17 protein-coding genes are annotated in these 19,930 nt (G+C 64.3%); 4 read left to right on the top strand and 13 right to left on the bottom strand.

Going from position 1 to position 19,930, the window contains the following annotated elements; translation table 11 throughout:
- The first annotated feature begins 253 nt into the window (after nucleotides 1-253).
- Together GNK13_RS04470 and GNK13_RS04465 are read left to right on the top strand one after the other, a co-directional pair.
- Complete coding sequence (locus tag GNK13_RS04470; protein ID WP_164101246.1) at nucleotides 254-1,135, top strand: hypothetical protein; 882 nt, start codon at nucleotides 254-256, stop codon at nucleotides 1,133-1,135.
- 16 nt (nucleotides 1,136-1,151) lie between these two features.
- Nucleotides 1,152-1,382 (top strand): SlyX family protein, encoded by a 231-nt coding sequence (locus GNK13_RS04465; protein WP_164101245.1) that lies wholly within the window; start codon nucleotides 1,152-1,154, stop codon nucleotides 1,380-1,382.
- Between the two features lie 26 nt (nucleotides 1,383-1,408).
- Here GNK13_RS04465 and GNK13_RS04460 read toward each other — a convergent pair whose 3' ends face one another.
- Nucleotides 1,409-2,734: a DUF1501 domain-containing protein gene (locus tag GNK13_RS04460; RefSeq protein WP_164101244.1), complete on the bottom strand. Its 1,326-nt coding sequence runs from the start codon at nucleotides 2,732-2,734 to the stop codon at nucleotides 1,409-1,411.
- Nucleotides 2,734-4,539: a DUF1553 domain-containing protein gene (locus GNK13_RS04455; protein ID WP_203328919.1), complete on the bottom strand. Its 1,806-nt coding sequence runs from the start codon at nucleotides 4,537-4,539 to the stop codon at nucleotides 2,734-2,736. The genes GNK13_RS04460 and GNK13_RS04455 overlap by 1 nt, the downstream gene beginning before the upstream one ends.
- A gap of 164 nt (nucleotides 4,540-4,703) precedes the next feature.
- On the opposite strand from GNK13_RS04455, the gene GNK13_RS04450 reads away from it, so the two are divergent.
- Nucleotides 4,704-5,864, top strand: coding sequence for a DUF4013 domain-containing protein (locus GNK13_RS04450; protein ID WP_164101243.1), 1,161 nt, complete (start codon nucleotides 4,704-4,706; stop codon nucleotides 5,862-5,864).
- 125 nt (nucleotides 5,865-5,989) lie between these two features.
- Here GNK13_RS04450 and GNK13_RS04445 read toward each other — a convergent pair whose 3' ends face one another.
- The 11 genes from GNK13_RS04445 to GNK13_RS04395 form a co-directional block, all read right to left on the bottom strand.
- Nucleotides 5,990-6,865 (bottom strand): amidohydrolase family protein, encoded by an 876-nt coding sequence (locus tag GNK13_RS04445; protein ID WP_164101242.1) that lies wholly within the window; start codon nucleotides 6,863-6,865, stop codon nucleotides 5,990-5,992.
- A 32-nt stretch (nucleotides 6,866-6,897) separates the two neighbouring features.
- Nucleotides 6,898-7,344 carry an RbsD/FucU family protein gene (locus GNK13_RS04440; protein ID WP_164101241.1) on the bottom strand — a complete coding sequence of 149 codons (447 nt, stop codon included), beginning with the start codon at nucleotides 7,342-7,344 and terminating at the stop codon, nucleotides 6,898-6,900.
- Between the two features lie 71 nt (nucleotides 7,345-7,415).
- Nucleotides 7,416-8,234, bottom strand: a complete 819-nt coding sequence (locus GNK13_RS04435; RefSeq protein ID WP_164101240.1) for a sugar phosphate isomerase/epimerase family protein — start codon at nucleotides 8,232-8,234, stop codon at nucleotides 7,416-7,418.
- Between the two features lie 9 nt (nucleotides 8,235-8,243).
- Nucleotides 8,244-9,056, bottom strand: a complete 813-nt coding sequence (locus GNK13_RS04430) for an SDR family oxidoreductase (protein ID WP_164101239.1) — start codon at nucleotides 9,054-9,056, stop codon at nucleotides 8,244-8,246.
- 49 nt (nucleotides 9,057-9,105) lie between these two features.
- Complete coding sequence (locus tag GNK13_RS04425) at nucleotides 9,106-10,374, bottom strand: tagaturonate epimerase family protein (protein WP_235934772.1); 1,269 nt, start codon at nucleotides 10,372-10,374, stop codon at nucleotides 9,106-9,108.
- 176 nt (nucleotides 10,375-10,550) lie between these two features.
- Nucleotides 10,551-11,576, bottom strand: a complete 1,026-nt coding sequence (locus tag GNK13_RS04420) for a zinc-binding alcohol dehydrogenase family protein (RefSeq protein ID WP_164101237.1) — start codon at nucleotides 11,574-11,576, stop codon at nucleotides 10,551-10,553.
- 44 nt (nucleotides 11,577-11,620) lie between these two features.
- Complete coding sequence (locus GNK13_RS04415; RefSeq protein WP_164101236.1) at nucleotides 11,621-12,565, bottom strand: aldo/keto reductase; 945 nt, start codon at nucleotides 12,563-12,565, stop codon at nucleotides 11,621-11,623.
- A gap of 36 nt (nucleotides 12,566-12,601) precedes the next feature.
- The gene (locus tag GNK13_RS04410; protein ID WP_164101235.1) at nucleotides 12,602-13,468 is read right to left on the bottom strand and encodes a thiazole synthase; all 867 of its coding nucleotides are present in this window, start codon (nucleotides 13,466-13,468) and stop codon (nucleotides 12,602-12,604) included.
- Nucleotides 13,469-13,634: 166 nt separating this feature from the next.
- Entirely contained in the window at nucleotides 13,635-13,835 is a 201-nt protein-coding gene (gene thiS / locus GNK13_RS04405; protein WP_164101234.1) for a sulfur carrier protein ThiS, read from the bottom strand.
- Between the two features lie 23 nt (nucleotides 13,836-13,858).
- Nucleotides 13,859-14,863: a sugar phosphate isomerase/epimerase family protein gene (locus tag GNK13_RS04400; protein ID WP_164101233.1), complete on the bottom strand. Its 1,005-nt coding sequence runs from the start codon at nucleotides 14,861-14,863 to the stop codon at nucleotides 13,859-13,861.
- 259 nt (nucleotides 14,864-15,122) lie between these two features.
- Nucleotides 15,123-15,710 (bottom strand): DJ-1/PfpI family protein, encoded by a 588-nt coding sequence (locus GNK13_RS04395; RefSeq protein WP_164101232.1) that lies wholly within the window; start codon nucleotides 15,708-15,710, stop codon nucleotides 15,123-15,125.
- 679 nt (nucleotides 15,711-16,389) lie between these two features.
- On the opposite strand from GNK13_RS04395, the gene GNK13_RS04390 reads away from it, so the two are divergent.
- Entirely contained in the window at nucleotides 16,390-19,740 is a 3,351-nt protein-coding gene (locus GNK13_RS04390; RefSeq protein ID WP_235934773.1) for a general secretion pathway protein GspD, read from the top strand.
- Nucleotides 19,741-19,930 lie beyond the last annotated feature (190 nt).

The following is a 19,930-nucleotide window of genomic DNA, read 5'->3' as shown; positions in this document are numbered from 1 at the left end:
GTAGCCGGTAGCCGGTAGCCGGGAGGCGGGAGGCGGGAGGCGGGAGGCGGGAGGGAACCACGAAGGACACGGATGTGCACGGAAAGATTCGCACTCCTACTCGTACTCAGCGCAGCGGTACTCGTACCGGACACCGGACACCGGAAACCGGAAACCGGAAAATTTTGTGCGCGCAAAGTGCGAGCTAGGTTTGGCTAGCGGCCCTGGATTGTGGGCCGGTCAACACTTTTGCCTTTCAGCTCCCTTCGAAGCCATGTTCTCGCCAATTCTGCGACTTGCCGCATTGCCCTTGTTGTTCGTGGCCCTGTCCGCCGCGCACGCCCCGGCGAACTGGTTCAGCGACTGGTTCCGCCCGGTGGCCCACGAGGAATTACCGACTCCCGCACCGACTCCCGATCCGGTCTCGAGTGGCGCGAGTGTCATCGTCGACGACTCGGTCCCGACGCTGGCCGCCCCCCATCAGTCCTTGCCTTACGAATCGCACCGCTGGGCGGAAGACGGGATTACCACCCCCGACTGGCCCGCCGAAGGCGACACGATTTACTCGGACGTCCCTCTTGGATCGGAAACTCTCGAGTATCCGGAGATCCTCGACGGCGAGTCGGCGATCGTCGAAGGTCCGGGCATCGAAGGTTCGGGCATCGAAGGCTCCGGTGCGCTTCTTGGCGGCGGTGACTGGCCGAACGTCTGGGATGCCGAAGGTGCGGACCAAGGGGTGCAACTCTTCGATCCCCCCTTCCCCACCGATCTCGATGACCTCAGCGGTCTGGGGGGGCGGGCGACCTGCTGCGACGTTCCCACGATCCGCTACTGGAATCACCCGCTGATCGGCTGGGCGACCGGTCATGCCGAAAGTGTCGAGCAGCAGTACACGATCCTCGAGCTGGCGGGCGGGTGCTGCCCGACCCAAGTTCCGGTCACAATCCCCGCTTCGGTGGTCGGCGTTCCGGAACTGGAGACTCACCAGGGGCTGTTTGGCCGCACCACGCACACGTTCTGCTGGCCTTGCGGATACCGGCTGAAGATTGTCCGCTGGGGAGACGGCGATTTAATGGTGCACACCTACAATCCGCTGGACGTTTTCCCCCTGCAGTGCATGCGAGGCCCGTCCGGCGGTCGACTGATCGAACTGTAAAGGACGAGTCCTCATCATGGCTACCGCGAGAGATTTGGCGGATCGGATCACGCACCTGGAAGTCGCTCTGGCTCACCAGCAGCGGGATTACGAGACGCTGAATCTCGTCGTCACCGAGCAAGCCAATCAGCTCGACCGCCTCCGCCGCAGCGTCCAGCGGCTCGCCGAGCGGCTCGAAGGGTTGCAGGCGGCCGCGGAAACCGCCACGCCGAGGACGCTTGAAGACGACAAACCCCCGCATTACTGAGTGCGGAGTACTGGGTACTGGGGCCGCTACGCCAGCAGGTCTTGGATGACTTGGCCTTCGCTGAGTTTCATCGGGCGGCCGACCGGCGTCATCAGCTCTTGATGGTGGTCGATCCCGAGGGCGTGCAGGATGGTCGCGTGCACATCGGCAACGGTGCGGGGCTCGGCGACGTTCTGCGTCAGATCGCTCGCGTCGAGGCGGGGTTCCGGTGAGGTTTCGCCAACCACGCGTCCGCCGGCGATTCCTCCCCCGGCCAGTGCGATCGAAAATCCATGCGGCCAATGGTCGCGCCCCTCGGCGCGATTGAGCGAGGGGGTGCGTCCGAATTCGCCTCCGCACAGGACGACCGTCTCGTCCAACAGGTCGCGGCGGCGGAGGTCGGCGACGAGCGCGGCAAACGCCGGATCGAGCGTCTGGACGAGCGAACTCTGGATGCTGTGGTTGTTGACGTGGCTGTCCCAACCATTGAGCGTGACTTCGACGCACCGCACGCCGACTTCGATCAGCCGCACCGCCGCTAGCGCTCCGCGGCCAAAGGGAGTGTCGCCGTAAGCGGCGCGGACTTCCGCCGGTTCGCTGCTGACGTCGAACGCCGAGAGTTGTTCGGACGACATCATCCGCACCGCGCGGCCGATCGAATGCTGATGCAGCGTGCGGCGGTCATCGAGCTGCTGCAATCGCGAAGCGGCAAAGGCGGGTTCGACGATGTCCCGCAAATCTTCCAAGCGGCGGAGATGGCGATCCTCGCCGGTTCGGGCGCGAACGTCCGGGACGGGCTGGCTCGGGTCTCCGACTTTGAACGCGTCGTAGCGATCGCCGAGATAGCCGCCCCGGGCCGGCCACTGTCCGGGCAGGATCGAAACGTGGCGGGGAATCTCGACGTTATCGCTCAGCATGTGGCAGAGGACCGATCCGAGGGAGGGATGCACAAGCGTCGGATCGGGACGGAAACCATTCTTCACGTGATACGTCGCCCGCTCGTGGTCCCCTTCCTTGCTGATGAGCGAGCGGACCAGCGAGATCGATTGCATCTCCGCGGCGGTCCGCTCCAGACCTTCGGCCAAGCGGATCCCTTTGACGGCCGTCTCGCAGGAGCGGGTCCCGGCGGCGATCCGCGTCCCCTCGTGCGGATCGAACGTCTCCAACTGACTGGGGCCGCCTTGCAGCCAGAGCACGATCACCGATCGCGGTCGACCCTTTCGGCCTCTGGACTCGCGACCGGCTCGCTTGCCACCCGAACCGGGTTCACTGGCCCGGGCGAGCATTTCGGCGAGCGGCGTCAGCCAGCAAATCCCACCAGCTGCGGCGGCCTGAAGCATCGTGCGGCGATGGGCATGAGTGGGGTGTGCCATCAGTGGTTCCAAGAAAATTCGGTGCTGTTGATCAGAACCCAGTACAGATCTTCGATCACCGTGGCCGTGTTGCGTTTGGGAGCCGCGGTGATCCGAGCGACGAAGTGTTCGCGTTCCCCCGGCGTCGGCCGTCGCGCGAGCAGGGCGAGGTACGCCGTCTCGACCGCTTGCTCTGGGTCCGGCGCGTAGCGGGCGATGTGAGCTGAAGCATTGACCAGCGGATTCTCGCCAATCTGCTCGTCGACCAACTTGCCGTTCATCATCAGCAGCCGCTGGGTGACCGTTCCGCCATGCTCGGAGAACTCGTCTTCCCCGGTGTCGCCGTAGCGGGTGACAAACTCGTTCTGCTGAGCGGACCGGGCGAGCCGAAACAGAATGTGCGACTGGGCGTCGATCGTTTGCAGCGAGCAGGCTTGCAAGAGCGAGCCGGCTACCTGCTCGGGACGCAAGCGGCTGAGGGGGAACAGCGCCCAGCTCTCCTCCATCGCGGGCGTGGCCTCGTACTCCGCTCGACTGTCTCGCTGGAAGACTGCCGTCGAGGCGATGATCCGGATCAGCCGGCGGAGGTCGTAGCCATGGGCGGTGAAATCTTCGGCCAGAACCTCGAGCCCCGGTGGATACTCGCCGGAGAGCGGGATGCTGTCGACCGGATCGACCAACGGCCGCCCGAACATCAACGCCCACACGCGGTTGACCGTGGCGCGGGCAAACGGACGGTTCTCTGGATGCGTGACCCAGCGACTCAGACGCTCGCGGCGGGTTCCCGATTCCGGCAACAACTGCGGAAGAAACGGCGGTCGGGGCTCGACGACTTCCGGGGCTGCTTGATCCAAGTACTGAAACTCGTAAGGCCGCGGCCGATCGTGAATCCCCAGCAGCGATGCCTGGGCTTCGGAAAAGAACGCGGCCAGCTGGTGGAAGTGCTGCTGCTCGCCCGACTGGAGATCACCGAGGTCCCCTGCGAAGGAGCCGAGTTCGAGCGTGCCCAGGAAATCGTCGTGGCACTGCAGGCAGTCGATGCGGACTCCTAAAAAGGCGCGGCTGACCCGTCCGGCCAGCCGCGTCTCGTCCGGCTTGTTGCCCTCCGTGGGATCGGCCGTGACGGAGACAAAATTCACCGCTGGCGAGTCGGTCCAGACCCCACGGTCGCTGATCAGCTCGCGAACGATCGCATCGTAGTTGCGATTCTGGGCGATCGCATCGCTCAGCCAGTTCACAAATCGACGGCGGCGATAGACCAGGAAGGGACCATTCTCGGTGCCCACGTAAACCCGGGCGAGCCGTTCCGCCCAGTAATCGGCGTGACGTCGGTCATGCAGCAGATGCTCGGTCCACCACTTCACCTGCTGCGCCTCGGGCAGCCGCTCGAGCAGCCGAATCTCCTCGATCGAAGGAACGGTTCCGGCTAGCCCCAGCGACAACCGGCGGGCGATCTGCAGCGGATCGGCCGCGGCGGCGGGCGTGATTCCCGCTTCTTGCCAAGCGGCGGCGAACTCGTGGTCGACCGCCGCCACGGTGTCTTCAAAGGAGGGCTGGCGATAGGCGGCCAAGGAGTATCGTTTGGCTGGCGACGGTTGCCCGACGAGCAGCCCTCCCGCCATGGCCGCCAAACCGCCGAGACACAGGAGCAGGAGGAAAGCATCCCGCACCCGACGCCGGCGGGGCTCAAGTCGCCGGCCGGGTGCGGGATGCTCCTCGGCCACGATGAGCCTCGCTTCGAGGACCTCTTCCCCGGCGAAGCTCGCTTCGGAGTCGGGCGAGGATTCTTCGGGATTCCCAAAGGGCGGGAGGGGAGGTGGTGGCACGAGAGCTCCCGAAGTCAAGGCGGAAGGACGAGCCCGAGCGAAATTGCCTCTTTGGCTCATTATACGAAACCCCGGTGTTCCGCGGCGGGTTTCAGTAATGTGGAGAGATTCGTTCGGCGGAACGAAATCTTGACCCACCGATCCTCCCCGATGGTTCTCGACGGATGACGACACTGAAGTGGCTGTTCCGGCAGATCGGTAGCGGGTGGGAGTGGTGCTTTGGCCTCCTCAGCCTGATCGCTGCCCTGGCGGTGCTGGCGAGCATCCCAATCGTGCAATTGCTCAGCCTGGGATACCTGCTCGAGGTCTCCGGGCGCGTGGCCCGCTCGGGGCGACTTCGCGACGGGCTGGTCGGCGTCCGCAAAGCGGCTCGCGTCGGCAGCCTGGTCGTCGGCAGTTGGTTGATTCTGCTGCCGCTCCGCGTCCTCTCGAATCAGTGGCATTCGGCCGAGCTGGTGGCGAGCGGAAGCCCGGCGGCGCGAACGCTGCGGATCGCCTTGATCGGGTTGACCGCCGTGGCCGCGGTGCACCTGCTCTGGGCGTGGCTGCGGGGGGGGCGGCTGCGGCATTTTTTATGGCCGGCTCCGCTGCGGCTCATTCGCACGTTTCGTCGCGGCCGGTGGTGGGCCGAAGCGCGAGACGGGGCTTGGGAGTTCGTCGCCGCCCTGCACTTGCCACACTACTTTTGGTTGGGGACCAGGGGGTTCATCGGCGCGGTCCTGTGGCTGCTGGTTCCCACGTTGCTGCTGGTCGCCTCGACGCGGTTGCCGCAAGCAGGAGCGGCCGGTGGTGGTGGAGCAGGCAGTGGTGCGGCAGCCCTGCTCGGGCTGCTCGGCGGCGTGCTGCTGGCGGTCGTGATGCTGTATTTACCGTTCCTGCAAACCCGCTTTGCGGCCGAAAACCGGCTCGCCGCCTTCTGGCGGATTGGCACGGTTCGGCAAGACTTCCGCCGCGCCCCGCTGGCTTTCTGGTTCGCGCTCCTCGTCACGCTCGCTTCCGCCCTGCCCCTTTACCTGCTGAAGATCGAGGCCACGCCGCAGGAAGTGGTCGGCGTGTTGAGCCTCGTCTTCGTGGTCTTCATTTTTCCGGCTCGTCTGCTGACCGGTTGGGCGATGGGACGAGCCATGCGCCGCGATCGGCCGCGGTACGGTCTGTTCCGCTGGACCGCCCGCTTGGCTGCGGTCCCGCTCGTGGCCTTCTACGTCTTCGTGCTGTTCTTCACGCAGTACACCTCCTGGTACGGCGCCTGGAGCATGCTCGAGCAACACGCGGTGCTGGTTCCCGTCCCGTTCTTCGAGTGGCCCGTCCCGTTCACCTCGTGGTAGCGCGGCGAGTTCCCTTATTAGGAGACGGTCGCCCTTGGGATACGGTCGCCCTTGGGATACGGTGGCGGGCCACGACGTCACCCTCCCCCCGGGAGGGTCACGAGGAACGAGCGGGGAGGGCAAGCCTACCGCTCGGCGGCGGAAGCAGCACTCGGTTCCGCCGCAGGGGACAGCTGGTAGAACTGCTTGGCGGTCCGGCCGAAGATGGAAGCCTGCTCGGATGCCGAGAGGCCGGCGAGGAGTCCGCGGAGGGTCTCGACGACGTCGCGGTAGGAAGCGGCCAATTCGCAGACCGGCCAGTCCGAGCCGAACATGCAACGCTCGGGTCCGAAGCAATCGAGGGCCGTGTCGACGTACGGCTTCAGGTCGGCTGGTTTCCAGGCGTACCAGTCGGCTTCGGTGACCATCCCGGAGAGCTTGCAGTAGACGTTCGGGTGCTCGGCCGCGCGGCGGAAATCCTGGCTCCACGCATCGAGCTGGCGGGCTCGGATGTGCGGTTTTGCCAGATGATCGATCACCATCGGCAGGGTTGGCAGCTGCGTGGCGAGCGTCGGTACGTGCCGGAGGTGACGCGTGTGCAGCAGCAGGTCGAATGGCACGGCGTGCTTTTCCAAGACCCTCAAGCCGCGGAGCACCGGAGCGCTGATGAGGAAGTCGTCATCGGGTTCATCCTGCGTGATGTGACGGATGCCCACGAAGCGACGATGGCTGGTGAACTCGGCCAACTGAGCTTCGCACTGGTCACTGGTCAAATCGACCCAGCCGACGATGCCGGCGATCCAAGGATTCCGTTCGGCCAACTCCAGCGCCCAGCGGTTCTCTTCCAAGTTGTGCTGCGTCTGCACGAACACGGCCCGGTCGACCCCGGCGCGACGCATCTCCACCAGCAAGTCTTCGGGCAGGTAATCGTGGTGGATCGGAGCGTGTTCGGCTGACTTCAGCCAGTCGTAGTCAAACGGCAGGTCGAGCTTCCAGAAGTGCTGATGCGAATCGATGATCACGAGGGGGGCCTCTGAAGGAACGGATCCGGTGCTCAATCCATCCGCACGCCGATGGTCAGCAGGATATTAGCGTAGCGTTGTTGGTCGGCCGTCTGGACGGTGAGGATGTGATCGTCGTTGGAAACTGCTTCGTAAAATTCCCACTTCTCGGTCGGCACCAGTTGCAGATCGAGACCGGCTCGCTGAATCGTGCGGCGGTAATCTTCCCAGACCGGCGGATCGCCCGAGAGCGCGTACGGCCCGCTCGCTTCGGTCTGCATCGTGCGAACCGCTTCGACGGGCACGGCCGAGAGGATCGCTTGCAAGACTTGATCGCAGCTCACGACCCCTGGCATCAGATTCAAACTGACCAGCTCCGCACGCGGACCTCGCTTGGTCGATGCGGGATAATTTCCGTCGGCGATCAGCACCGTCGCGTGATGTCCGGCGGCACCGAGAACAGCATTGATCTGCGGATGGATCAGCGTGTGACGCAGCATCGCGAGGACTCCTCGAGGTGTGGGCTGGTGGAGGATTGAACGCGCGGGCAAGCGGTCTAGGGGGCACCGGCCTACGGGCAACCGGTCCAATAACGGAACGCACGGATGGTTTGCTCGGCCGCCGCCTGTGGATTGGGATGGGGAAAGGCTTCGGCCGAGAGGTAGCCCGAGTAGTCGATGTCGCGGAGCGCCTGCACGATTGGCCGAAAGTCGGTGTGGCCTCCGCCCACGGGACGGCGGTTGCTGTCGACAAAGTGGACGTGCCCCACGTGCCGTCCTCCGCGGCGGAGCGCCGCGGCGACGTCGCACTCTTCGATCTGCATGTGGAACAAATCGCACAGCAGTTTGACGTTCTTGGTGGAGAGGTGCTCGAGCAGACCCACGCCCGCGTCCACGGTCGTGATCTGATTCGTCTCGTAGCGGTTCAGCGGCTCGTAGAACAGCGGCGTTTGGAACGGAGCCGCATGCTCTCCGCACGCCTCCAAGGCTTCGGCCAAATAGCCTCGGGCCTGCTCGGGGCTGACCTCGTCGCCATGCCGTCCCTGCATCGAACCGATGATCGCCGCGGCGCCGAAGGGGCCGCCGAAGTCGATCATCGAGCGGACAAAATCGACCGCCCGGCGACGCTGTGCGGGGTCGGGATCGGCCAGTTGCAGGCGATGTTTGACCCAGCCCGCGCCGGTCCCGACAGCGGCCAGCCGCAGCGAGTGGTCGTCGAGCAGCGAGTGGAGTTCGCGTGGGTCGACGGCGTCGGGGCCAGCCGCGAAAATCTCGATCGCGTCAAACCCCAATCGCTCGGCGAGCTCGCACGCGGCTCGCAAGCTATCCCACAACACAAACGGTCCGCCGCGGGCTTCTTCGACCAAGCTGACGGTAATGCAAGATTTCATGCCGGATGCTCAGATGGTCGTGGACGAGAAGCCTCCGTCGACGACGATGTTCTGCCCGGTCACGAACGACGAGGCTTTGGAGGAGGCTAGCCACACGATGGCTCCGGCGAGTTCTTCCGGGTCGCCGAAGCGAGCCATGGGCGTGTGGCCGATGATCTGCTGACCCCGCTCGGTGTAGCTGCCGTCGGGCTGGAACAACAGCTTGCGGTTCTGGTCGGCGGGAAAGAATCCGGGGCTGAGCGCGTTGACGCGGATCCCCTTGGTGGCCCATTCGCGGGCGAGGAACTGCGTCAAGTTGATCACCGCGCTCTTGGCCGCTGAGTAGGCGACGACGCGGCTGAGCGGGATCATCCCCGACATCGAGGCGATGTTGATAATGCTCCCGCGGCCGGCAGTGAGCATCGCTTCGCCGAACACTTGGGAGGGGAGCAACACGCCGCCGACCAAGTTGAGATTGAAGACCGTGTTCCAGGCCTCGAGCGGCAACTTGCAGAAATCGGCTCCGGGGGGGAGCGTCGCGTCGGGGTGATTGCCACCGGCCGCGTTGAGCAGAATATCGACCGATCCACAGCTCTGGAGGATCGCTTCGCGGGCTTCGATCAGCGAGCCCTGATCGAGCACATCCATGCTCTGGAAGATCGCTTTGCCGCCAGCTCCCTCGATCCGCTCGACGCATTCCTGACCCCGCTCGGCATTCCGCCCGCCGACGACGACTTTCGCTCCCGCACTTCCGAGCGCCTCGGCCATCGCGCCACCGAGGGCTCCGGTTCCGCCGATGACGACCGCAGTCTGACCTTCAAGATTGAACAAATCGTTTTTCACAGCTCATGCCTTGGGGGAATGGATCGGGAGTCTTCGTCGAAGCGGCGATTCAAACGTCGTCGATCAGCAGCGGCTTCAGATGACGCTCGTAGAGATTCTCGGTGACATTCTTGGCGATGGTTTCTTCGCACGATTCCAACATGCGCAGGTACCGATCACCCATCCGCGCCGCGATTTTATAACCCACATGGATCAGTTGGCGGAGGTGGGGGTTGAACCGCGGCTCGCTTGGATCATGCCGCAGCGCCGCGACGAACTGCTCGGACGACCAGCCCTGAACCTCGGCCGCGGTCGGCAAGCGACGGGCGTCGATGTCGATGACGGTGGCATAAGGAGCACACAATGCCTCTTGGTCCTCCACCGCCGCGGCGTAGATCTGCTGGGCCAACGCCAAACCTTCGCCTCCCGATTCGGCGAGTCCGATGACCTCTTCGAGCCAAGTCGTGCCGGCGGTCTTGAGATGCACCCCCGCGTCAAATCTCCGCAGCGCCCGCCGCATCGGCGCGTAGATCGAAAATTTGTCGCTCCCCGAATGCACGCTCAGCTTGAGGTTCGCTGGCAGCCCAAAATGTTTGACGGCGTAGGCAATCACGGCGAGATCGTCCGAGAACTCCCGCTCGAACTGGGCCACGTCCCCCACGTAGTCGACTCCTTTGTTGAATCTCCCCGTGAACTTGGGGGCGATCGTTTGCAGCGGAATCGATTCGTCGGCGAGGGCTGCGAGGATGACCAGCAGCTCTGGTGGTGTCTGCGGCTGGTCGGTCTCATCCATCGAAACTTCCGCGATGAACGTTCCCGCTCCCTTGGCCGCTTCGATGTGCCGGTAGATCTGTCCTGCTTGTTGAACGGCCAACAAATAGTGACCGACGATGCGGCGGACTTCGGCGCGGGGGATCTCCAGCGGCGAAGCGATGCCCGGGACGACGATCGTCCCGCTTAGATGCGGATGCCTTTCGATGAAGCTGGAGATGTCTGCTTCGGCGGCCGGTCGCCCGATCCAATCGGCCACATCGAGGGTGTAGAAGTCGGACGAATCGAGAAAGGGCTCGACCGTGCTCAGCCCAATATGATCAGCATCGACATGGTACGGTTGGTTCCAGCCCAGTTCCCGCACCGCTTCGTCCGCCGCCACGCGAACACTGCAGGGTCGAGAACCGACGGTCGAGTGTTCGCGGTTGGATTTATTCCACACGGGCGTGACTTCGACACCCTGCTCGGCCGCCAACTGGCAAGCCCGCAGTTGTGGCTTGGCTTGATGGGCAAAGCGATCTCCGACGCCGAAGGAATACTTGGACAGCTCGAGCATCAAATTCTCCATCAAGTCGGTCGCTGTTACGTGCGCCCGGGTTATTCATCAGCCGCCACGCGCTAGCGTCCGGTTCTCACAGATTCCGCAGAAACCGGACGCTAGCGCGTGGCGGCTGATTTGTCACACTGTTTCGTGACGTACTGCCGCAAGTTTGGCCTCTCGGGCGATGTATCGCGTCCGACATGTTAGCTGACCTTCACCACGGCTTTGATCACTCCGCTTTCCGGTTTCGCGTAGCTTGGGAACTCGTCGATCATCCGCTCCAGATCGGTGCGGTGGGTGATCCAGGGGGCGGTGTCGATCGTGCCCTCTTCGATCAGACGGATGATTCTCGAGAAATCGCTGGGCAACGCATTGCGGCTGGCCTTGAGTGTCATCTCCGGTTTGTGAAGCACGGGGTGCGGGAAGCACAGCGTCTGGCTGGTGATGCCGACGTAAACCAGCGTCCCGGTGTGGGCCACGAACTGCATCGCTCCGGTCATCGAGTGATGGTTGCCGGTCGCATCGATCACGACCGGATACCGATCGCCGCCGGTCAACTGTAAGACCTCGTCCAAGGCTTGCTCGTCCGACTCATAGCGGATCCGATTCTCAATGCCGTACGTTTCGCGACAGAACTCGAGGCGTGACTCGAGCATGTCCATCACGGTCAGTGTGGCGCCGGAGAGCCTGACGAATTCGAGAGTCGCCAAGCCGATCGGCCCGGCGCCGACGATCAGCACTTGATCGTTGGCTCCGTTGCCGCCGCGATTCGCCGCGTGGCAGCCGATGGCCAGCGTCTCCACCAAAGCCAGTTGCTCGTAGCTGAGCGAGCGGGAGACGTGCAGCTTGTCGGCCCGGATCACGAAACGCTCGCAGAGCCCTCCGTCGCACATCACCCCGAGCGTTTGATTCGATTCGCAGCAGTTCGTCGCACCGCGGCGGCAGGGATAGCAGCGTCCGCAATTCAGATACGGCTCGACGCTGCAGCGATCTCCGGGCCGCACCCCGCTCACCCCTGGCCCCACCTCCAAAACCTCGACGCCCAGTTCATGGCCGATGATTCGGGGGTAATTGAAGAACGGCATCTTGCCGAGGTAGCCGCCGAGGTCGGTCCCACAAATGCCCATCTGATGCGTTCGCACCAAGGCCTGTCCTGCGCCCGGAGGGGGCGGTTCGTCGAGATCGATGGGGACGAACTGCTGGGGGCTGTTCAGACGGATCGCGCGCATGGCAGAAATCGCTCGGGCTGCGGCCAGTACTCAGTGCTCAGTACTCAGTACTCAGAGGGATCGTTGTTCTCGGGGCGGCCTTCGCAGTACGCCCAGTTGTGGATCGGGCGGAGAATCGCTTGCACTTCGTCGACCAAGCTTTGATCGAGCGGTTCCTCCATCCACTGCAGCCACTGGGCGACGCGGTCGGGGTTGGCCGATCCACTCACGCAGGAGGCGAAACCGGGGTGGGCAATCGAGTACTGCAGGGCCAGTTTGGCGATGTCGCTTCCGCGCTCTCGGCAATGCTCAGCGGCGGCTGCGGCGATCCGGCGGACTTCGGGTGTCGCCTTATGCCAGGTTGGAAGCGGAGCGTCGGTCAGCAACCGCGCCGAAAAAGGAGCCGCGTTAATCAGTCCCACACCTTTTTCCTGACACAGGGGAACGAGCTCGAGCGCCCTGTCGTTCTGCAACGTGTAGTGGTTGTAGGTCAGCACGACATCGATTGCGGTCTCGGCCAGCGCCCGTTTGAAAATCTGCATCGGGTAGCCGCTGACGCCGATCCATCGGACTTTTCCCAGCTCGACCTGCTTGCGGAGCGCCGGCAGCGTCTCTTCAAAGACTTGATCGACGTCGACGAATTCGATGTCGTGACAGAAGACGATATCGATCGTCTCAATCCCCATCCGCTCAAGCGAAATGTCGATGCTTTCGGCGACTCGACGCGGGCTGAAATCGAAGTGCTGGGGTGCGTAGCGTCCGAGCTTGGTGCTCAGGTAGTAGCTCTCGCGAGGCAGGTCGGGGAGCAGCCGACCGAGCATGATCTCGCTCATCCCGCGGCCGTAGTAAGCGGCGGTGTCGATGTAGTTGATCCCGCCGTCCAGGGCGACCCGCACCGCTCGCAGCGCGTCTTGCAGATCGACTTGCCGGAACTCCTGGCCGATCGAGGAAGCGCCGAATCCGAGCGCGGAGAGTTCAATCCCGGTGCGGCCAAGTGGGCGATACTGCATCAAGCGGTTCCTTGGCGAGGGCGAAGCGTGGAGCGATCAGGAGTGGCCGTAGGGGCGACTGCTGATGACACCCTCTTCGGGGCTGCTGGCCGTGGCGTAGAGCCTGCGAGGAATGCGGCCAGCGAGATAGGCATCGCGTCCCGCCAAGGCGGCGTGGCGCATCGCTCGCGCCATCCGAACCGGCTCGCGAGCATGGGCGATGGCCGTATTGAGCAGCACGCCGTCGGCACCCAGTTCGAACGCTTCGGACACGTCGCTCGCCGTACCGACTCCGGCATCAATGATCACGGGATAATCGGGATCGCCGTCCTTGAGATACTCGAGGATGATCCGCAGATTGTTGGGGTTCAGCAGGCCCTGCCCCGAGCCGATGGGGCTGCCGGCCGGCATCACGCTGGTCGCTCCGACATCCTTGAGCCGCCGCGCGGTGACCGGATCATCGCTGGTGTAGCAGAGGACTTTGAAACCTTCCTTGACCAATTGGCGGCAGGCGGCCACGGTCTCGGCCGGGTCGGGGAGGAGCGTCTTGCTATCGCCGAGAACTTCGAGCTTGACCCAGTCGCTGCCCGGGTTTTCCAGGGTGCGGAGGATCTCGCGTCCAAGCCGTGCGGCGCGAACCGCATCGGTGGCGTTGTAGCAGCCGGCGGTGTTCGGCAGCAGCACGTACCGCTGGAGGTCGAGGAAGTCGAGGATGTTCTGGCCGCTACGGTCGTACAGCCGTTCGCGGCGGACCGCTACGGTGACGCAATCGGCCCCCGAAGCGTCGAGCGCCGCCCGCATCTGCTCCATGCTGTCGAAGCGGCCGGTGCCGACGATCAGCCGACTGGCCAACGTCCGCCCCCCGACCTTCAGGAGATCGTCCTCGACAAGATCGTTCGGGGTGCGCGCCTCAGCGGTTGCCATGCATTCCTACTCGTGTCGTGGGGAAATCGGTGCGGGAAACGGTACCGAGGGCAAACGCCGTAAATTTCATCAGCCGCCGGGCGCTAGCCCCCCGGTTCTCGACAACCGTGGCAGAACCGGACGCTAGCGCGTTGCGGCTGATTGGCAGGGCACCCCGGCGGGCTCTTCAGCCGCCGCCGACGAGCGTCACGACTTCGATTCGGTCGCCGTCGGCGATCGTCTGCGTCGCATGACGCTCGCGGGGGACGACGTCGTCGTTGATCTCGACCGCCAGATAATTCTCCGGGACACCAGCCGTCCGCAGCAGATCGATCACGGTCGTCCCGCGGTCGACCTGGTGCGGTTTACCGTTCACTGTCACTTGCATTCCCGGAATCCTCTTGCGGGGGCTCAGTCGTTATCGTCATCGAAAGCGGCGTCGAACGCCCGGCCGCTTGGGGCGAAGTCGAGCCGTTTGGTAAACCCACACGCTTCGCGGGCTCCGAAAGTTCGCTCCATGCCCGAATCCTCCCACTCGATCGACAGCGGTCCGTCGTAGCCGATGTCGTTCAGAGCGCGGATGATTTCTTCGAAGTTCACCCCCCCTCGACCGGGCGAGCGAAAATCCCAACCGCGGCGAGGGTCGCCAAAGTTTAAATGGCTGGCCAAAATTCCCGACGGGCCGTTGAGGTTCACGATCGCATCTTTGATGTGAACGTGGTAGATGCGATTGGGGAATCGGCGGATAAATTGCACCGGGTCGACGCCTTGCCAGTGGAGATGGCTGGGGTCGAAGTTGAAGCCGAATTCCTCGCGATGGTCGAGCGCCTCGAGCGTCCGCTCGGCGGTGTAGATATCGAACGCGATCTCGGTCGGGTGGACCTCGAGGGCGAACCGCACGCCGCACTCACCAAACACGTCCAGGATCGGGTTGAAGCGTTCGGCGAGCAGGTCGAACCCGGCATCGATCATCTTCGGCGGCACCGGGGGGAACGAGTAGTTGAGGTGCCAGATGCTGCTGCCGGTAAATCCGTTGACGACGCTCACGCCGAATTTCTTGGCGGCTCGGGCGGTCTGCTTGAGTTCTTCAGCCGCTCGCGCATTGACGCCCTCGGGATCGCCGTCGCCCCAGACGTAGTCGGGCAGAATCGCCTTGTGCCGCTCGTCGATCCGGTCCAGGACCGCTTGCCCCACCAGATGGGCGCTGATCGCATAAGTGGACAGCCCGTGCTGGTCGAGCATCGCCCGTTTGTTGTCGCAGTAGTCGTCTTCGGCCATCGCGCGGTCGACTTCAAAGTGGTCGCCCCAGCAGGCGAGCTCGATGCCGTCGTAGCCGAATTCGGAGGTCATCCGCAGCATCTCTTCGATACCCAGGTCGGCCCACTGACCGGTGAACAATGTGACAGGACGTGGCATGGTGGGAGACTCCAGGAGAGAAAGATTCGCAGCGAGAATATCACTCGAGAGGCGACATTTTGGGGGGAGCGGCGGCCGAGTGCAACGCGGGCACCCGGTCGCCGGGCGGGAAAAGCCGCCGGAGCGTTCTTCAGCTTGCCCAGGGACTACCGACGGCGGATCGCCGGGAGCAGGCATCAGCCGCCACGCGCTAGCGTCCGGTTCTGCCACGGTTGTCGGGAACCGGGGGCTAGCGCCCGGCGGCTGATGACGAACCGACCTACGGTTCGATTTTTGACCCGAGCACCGCGAGGAACTGGCGGATCCACGCCGGGTGGGCAGGCCAGGCCGGAGCGGTCACGAGATTGCCATCGGTATGGGCCGAATCCATCGTCGCCGCCGGCTCGACGTACTCTCCTCCGGCCACAGCGACTTCGGCGGCGACGGCCGGGTAGGCGCTGCAGCGGCGGCCGCGCAGGACGCCGGCGGCGGTGAGGATCTGCGGGCCATGGCAGATCGCGGCGAGCGGCTTGTTGGCTTCGGCGAAATGCCGGGTGATCTCCAGCACCCGCGGGTTCATCCGCAGGTACTCCGGAGCTCGCCCGCCGGGCAGGACCAGAGCGTCGTAGTCGGCCGGATCGACCGCCGAAAAATCGGCCGTGATCGCCAGCCGGTGGCCCGGTTTCTCGCTGTACGTCTGATGCCCTTCGAAATCGTGGATCGCCGTCTGCACGCTCTCGCCGGGACGCTTTTCCGGACAGACGACGTCGACCTCGTGGCCGACCATCCGCAGCATCTGCAGCGGGACCATCGCTTCGTAGTCTTCGACGAAATCACCGACGAGCATCAGAATTCGTTGGGCGGGCATGGGAACCTGGAGGTGAGAGTGGCGAGGAGGGACCGGTTTTTGGTGGCTTGTGAGGATCGCAAAATGGGCCGAGGAAGTCACCCTCCCCCCGGGAGGGTCGAGCGTCAGCGAGGGGAGGGAGAGCGATCCCCAACGATTGCGCCGTAAGCGAGCCTACCGTTACGGAGGCCCTCCCCGCTCGTTCCTCGCGACCCTCCCAGGGGGAGGGTGTCGTTTGTTTTTATCTTTATTGCCTTTGGATTTGTGTAGAGCCCAGTGCCCAGTGCCCGGCGTCAGGTGCTTGCGTTCGCCGGTCTCCCGCGAATTGGGGTTGACGACGCTCTTGGCCGGGTGCTAATCCCCGCCGTCCGCCTTTCGACAAGGAGTGCCGGGGGGTGGAGGAGATACGTAGAGACCGGGCCGCGGGAACCCTGAGGAAGTTGGGGTACCTGCCGCTCGTCCACGCATCGGCAATCGACTGGCAGCGGACTGGCAAGCTGAGAGCGGTAGTCCGGTTGTTCCGATTCTGCGGATTTTGCGGAGAAGTCGGGGGGCAAATGCCGAATGATTGTCCATGGGTGGGCGAGCCGCGGCGGCGTGTGGGTTCGCGCGTTGCGAATGACATAAAACCGGGCTACCGAGAGCCGTCGCCGACGCGTCGGGTCTGGTTCAACAGCGAAGAAGGAGAGTCGCGTTGAGAGTGACCGTGCTGAACCGCGCTTGGCTGGTCGCGACCGGCCTTGCCGCCGCGGTGGCCTTTCCGGCCGCCCCTATCGTGGCGCAAACCCTAGCCAAGCCGCCCGGGGGCTCCCCGGGCACAACGACATCGAGCTCCGCCGACGCGGCGCGTGCCGCGGCCCTGCTACGGGAATCGCGGCAGGCGCTCGATGCGAAGAACAACGCTCTGGCGGTGGAGAAATTCCAAGCCGCTGCGGCCGCTTCGGGAGGACTCGCCGAGATGCGCGAGCCGCTGATGCAAGCCGGTCGAGCGCTCGTGGCGGCCGGGGTCGATCCCCAGCAGTTGCGACCGCCGGCGGCGAACCCCGCCTTCGCAATTCCCCCGGGGAGTGCGGCAAGTGCGGCGGCGACGCCGGCAGGTGGGACCGGATCGCTCGAGGCCCGCAAGGTGGAAGCCTCGCGACTGGTCGCTCAAGGCCGCGCCGCTCTCGAGCGGGGCGATCATGCCGCCGCCTTGCAGATCGCTCGTCGTGCGGATGCCCTCGGCGTTCCCGACACGATGTTCAACCCTGGAGAGCCGCGGGTTTGGCAATTGCTGCTCGACGCTGAATCGGCCGCACGCCGCAGCGGGGTGATTCCGGCCGGAGGCGTGATGCCTCCGAGCGGTGTCATGCAGGCTGGCGGGGCTCCCGGGGCGTCGCTGGAAACGGCCGGTGAGAAAGTCCGCCCGGTGCAGGGTTCGGCCTCGCTGGAGTTGCCTCCGGCTGGAGAGTCGGCTGCCAACTCCGGACGCGGTGCCCAGCTGTACGCCGAAGGCATCGAAGCCCTGGCGGCTGGCGATCGCGCCGCCGCTCGCGGCAAGTTCCTCGAAGCGTGGCGGTTCGAAGCCGAGCTGACGCCGGAGGTCCGCCAGCAGCTGAAAGACAAATTGACGTTGTTGCAGCCCGAAGCGATGGCTCCGGCCCCTGGCGGAGCCCCGTTGACGCCGCTCGAAGCGGTTGACCAGCAGCAGCAGCTGGAGCGTCAGCGGCTCTACCGCGAGATCAGCAACGAGCTGAGCGAGGCTCAGAAAATCAGCACTTCGCATCCCACCGAAGCGCTCGACCGAATCAATCGCCTGCTGCGTCGCGTGCTCGAGTCGAAATCGGACGAAGCGTTCCGCCAACAGATGGCCAGCATCGTCCAGCGGGCCCAGGCCGAACAGCAGAAGTACGTCGAAGAGAACCGCGCGTCGATCGAGTTGCAGCTCCGCAACGAACAGATCGAATCGGATCTGGAGAACGGCCGCGTCCAACGTTCGGCATCGAACGATAAGATCGCCGAACTGGTCGACACGTTCGATCAGTACATGGAAGAGCGTCGCTATCCGGAAGCCGAGGTGGTGGCCAAGCAGGTCGCCGTGCTGGCTCCCGACTCGGAGATCTCGGTGCAGATGCTCAGCCGCAGCCGGATGGCGCTGCGTCTGCTCATGAACGAAGAGATTGCCGCTAGCAAAGAGGAAACGTTCGCCGACTACCTGCTCGACGTGGAACGCTCCGCCTCGATGCCCGATCCGGCGCTGCCGATGCACATGCCGGAAGCTCGAGTCTGGGAAGCGATGAGCGCCCGCCGACTCGACCAACTCGCCCAACGCTCGGGATTGAGCGAGAGCGAGGAGCGGATCCGCCAGCGGCTGCAGACCACCGTCGACGTGCGATTCCCGAACCGCCCCTTGGGTGAAGTCTTGCAGACGCTCGGCACCGTCGCTGGCGTTCCGATCTACATCGACCAACAAGCGGTCGCCGAAGCTCGCGTCAACCTCGACGAACCGGTGACGCTCGACCTGCAGCAGCCGATCATGCTCAAGAGCGCCCTGCAGCTGCTGCTCGATCGCTATGACCTGACCTGGATGATCCAGGACGAAGTGTTGAAGATCACCAGCCCGACGCGGAAGCGTGGGAACCTGGTCCCCGTTCCGTACAAGGTCGCCGACCTGGTGATTCCGATCCCGAACTTCGTCAGCGGTTATGACGACGGTTTGGCCGGTGCCCTGCGGGCTGCGTATCAAATGACCGCCCAGTCGACCGACGTCCACATCTCGCCGATGTCGACGATGGACTTGGCGGCCAGCCGTAGCGGTGCCAGCGGCGAAATGAATCCCCACACGCTGGCTCAGTACGGCAGTGGCGGGTACCCGATGGCCGGTGCCAACGGCGTGATGGGCAAGAACGGTCGTGGTGCCGGTGCGATTGCCGACTTCGATTCGCTGATGGAGTTGATCGAGACGACGATCGAGCCCGACACCTGGGAAGCCCTTGGCGGACCGAGCACGATGGCTCCCTACCAGGCCAACCTGTCGCTGGTCATCAGCACGACGACCGACGTTCACGAACAGATCGCCGATCTGCTCGAGTCGCTTCGCCGGCTGCAGAACCTGCAGGTCACGATCGAAGTTCGCTTCATCACGCTCAGCGACTCGTTCTACGAGCGGATCGGTGTCGACTTCGACTTTGCGATCGATGACAACGTGGCCACGATTCCGCCGGAAGACCGCGGCCCGAGCGTCACGGTCGGTCTGAGCAACCAAAACCGCGTGCTCACCTCCGACCTGGACATCCAGTTCAACCAAGGGAGTTTCGGGCCCACGGCGCCCACCTTCGGGGGTTACAGCCCCGGACAAGGTGCTCAGGTCGGCTTCGCGATCCTCAGCGACATCGAGGCGTTCTTCTTCCTCGAAGCCGCCCAGGGCGACTCGCGAAGCAACGTTTTGCAGGCCCCGAAAGTGACGCTGTTCGACGGTCAGATGGCCAGCATCAACGACACCACGTCGCGGCCCTTCGTGACCAGCATCATCCCGGTCGTCGGTGACTTTGCCGTCGCCCAGCAGCCGGTGATCGTCGTCCTCAACGAAGGCACTCAGCTGAACGTGCAAGCGGTCGTCAGCGATGACAAACGCTTCGTCCGGCTGACCCTGGTCCCGATGTTCACGCAGATCAACGACGTCGACACCTTCACCTTCGAAGGCAGCCGGCGGCGGCGGACCTCGAGCGAAGTCATCGACCCGGAAACGGGCGAGCCGATCGAGGAGGATGAAGAGGAGGAAATCATCCAAGGTACGACCGTGCAGCAGCCCTCGTTCTCGCAGACCAGCGTCAGCACGACGGTCAGCGTTCCCGACGGCGGCACGATTCTGCTCGGCGGTATCAAGCGGCTGCGGGAACAACGCAACGAAGTCGGCGTCCCGATGCTGAGCAAGATCCCCTACGTCAACCGGTTGTTCCGCAACGTCGGGATCGGCCGCGAAGCGACCAGCTTGATGCTGATGGTCACGCCGCGAATCATCATCCAAGAGGAAGAGGAACTCGCGCAGACCGGCTTCGACCCGACGCGGTAGTTCGTCCCCCGCCCCAAGCGGGAACAATTCAAAGCCTGAAACGACCAACGGCTCGGCGGTTTGCAAAAATCGCCGAGCCGTTTTTTGTTCCGGTATCCGGGAGCCGGGAGCCGGGAGGCGGTATCCGGGAGCCGGGAGCCGGGAGGCGGGAGGCGGGAGGCGGGAGGCGGGAGGCGGGAGGCGGGAGGCG

The organism is Candidatus Laterigemmans baculatus (assembly GCF_010367455.1).
Taxonomy (GTDB): domain Bacteria; phylum Planctomycetota; class Planctomycetia; order Pirellulales; family Pirellulaceae; genus Laterigemmans; species Laterigemmans baculatus.
This window is presented reverse-complemented; position numbering and strand designations above follow the sequence as displayed.

Coding starts and splice junctions, on each gene's coding strand:
- GNK13_RS04470 (WP_164101246.1), top strand. CDS start 254: ATGTTCTCGCCAATTCTGCGACTTGCCGCATTGCCCTTGTTGTTCGTG.
- GNK13_RS04465 (WP_164101245.1), top strand. CDS start 1,152: ATGGCTACCGCGAGAGATTTGGCGGATCGGATCACGCACCTGGAAGTC.
- GNK13_RS04460 (WP_164101244.1), bottom strand. CDS start 2,734: ATGGCACACCCCACTCATGCCCATCGCCGCACGATGCTTCAGGCCGCC.
- GNK13_RS04450 (WP_164101243.1), top strand. CDS start 4,704: ATGACGACACTGAAGTGGCTGTTCCGGCAGATCGGTAGCGGGTGGGAG.
- GNK13_RS04440 (WP_164101241.1), bottom strand. CDS start 7,344: ATGCTGCGTCACACGCTGATCCATCCGCAGATCAATGCTGTTCTCGGT.
- GNK13_RS04435 (WP_164101240.1), bottom strand. CDS start 8,234: ATGAAATCTTGCATTACCGTCAGCTTGGTCGAAGAAGCCCGCGGCGGA.
- GNK13_RS04425 (WP_235934772.1), bottom strand. CDS start 10,374: ATGGAGAATTTGATGCTCGAGCTGTCCAAGTATTCCTTCGGCGTCGGA.
- GNK13_RS04420 (WP_164101237.1), bottom strand. CDS start 11,576: ATGCGCGCGATCCGTCTGAACAGCCCCCAGCAGTTCGTCCCCATCGAT.
- GNK13_RS04415 (WP_164101236.1), bottom strand. CDS start 12,565: ATGCAGTATCGCCCACTTGGCCGCACCGGGATTGAACTCTCCGCGCTC.
- GNK13_RS04410 (WP_164101235.1), bottom strand. CDS start 13,468: ATGGCAACCGCTGAGGCGCGCACCCCGAACGATCTTGTCGAGGACGAT.
- thiS (WP_164101234.1), bottom strand. CDS start 13,835: ATGCAAGTGACAGTGAACGGTAAACCGCACCAGGTCGACCGCGGGACG.
- GNK13_RS04400 (WP_164101233.1), bottom strand. CDS start 14,863: ATGCCACGTCCTGTCACATTGTTCACCGGTCAGTGGGCCGACCTGGGT.
- GNK13_RS04395 (WP_164101232.1), bottom strand. CDS start 15,710: ATGCCCGCCCAACGAATTCTGATGCTCGTCGGTGATTTCGTCGAAGAC.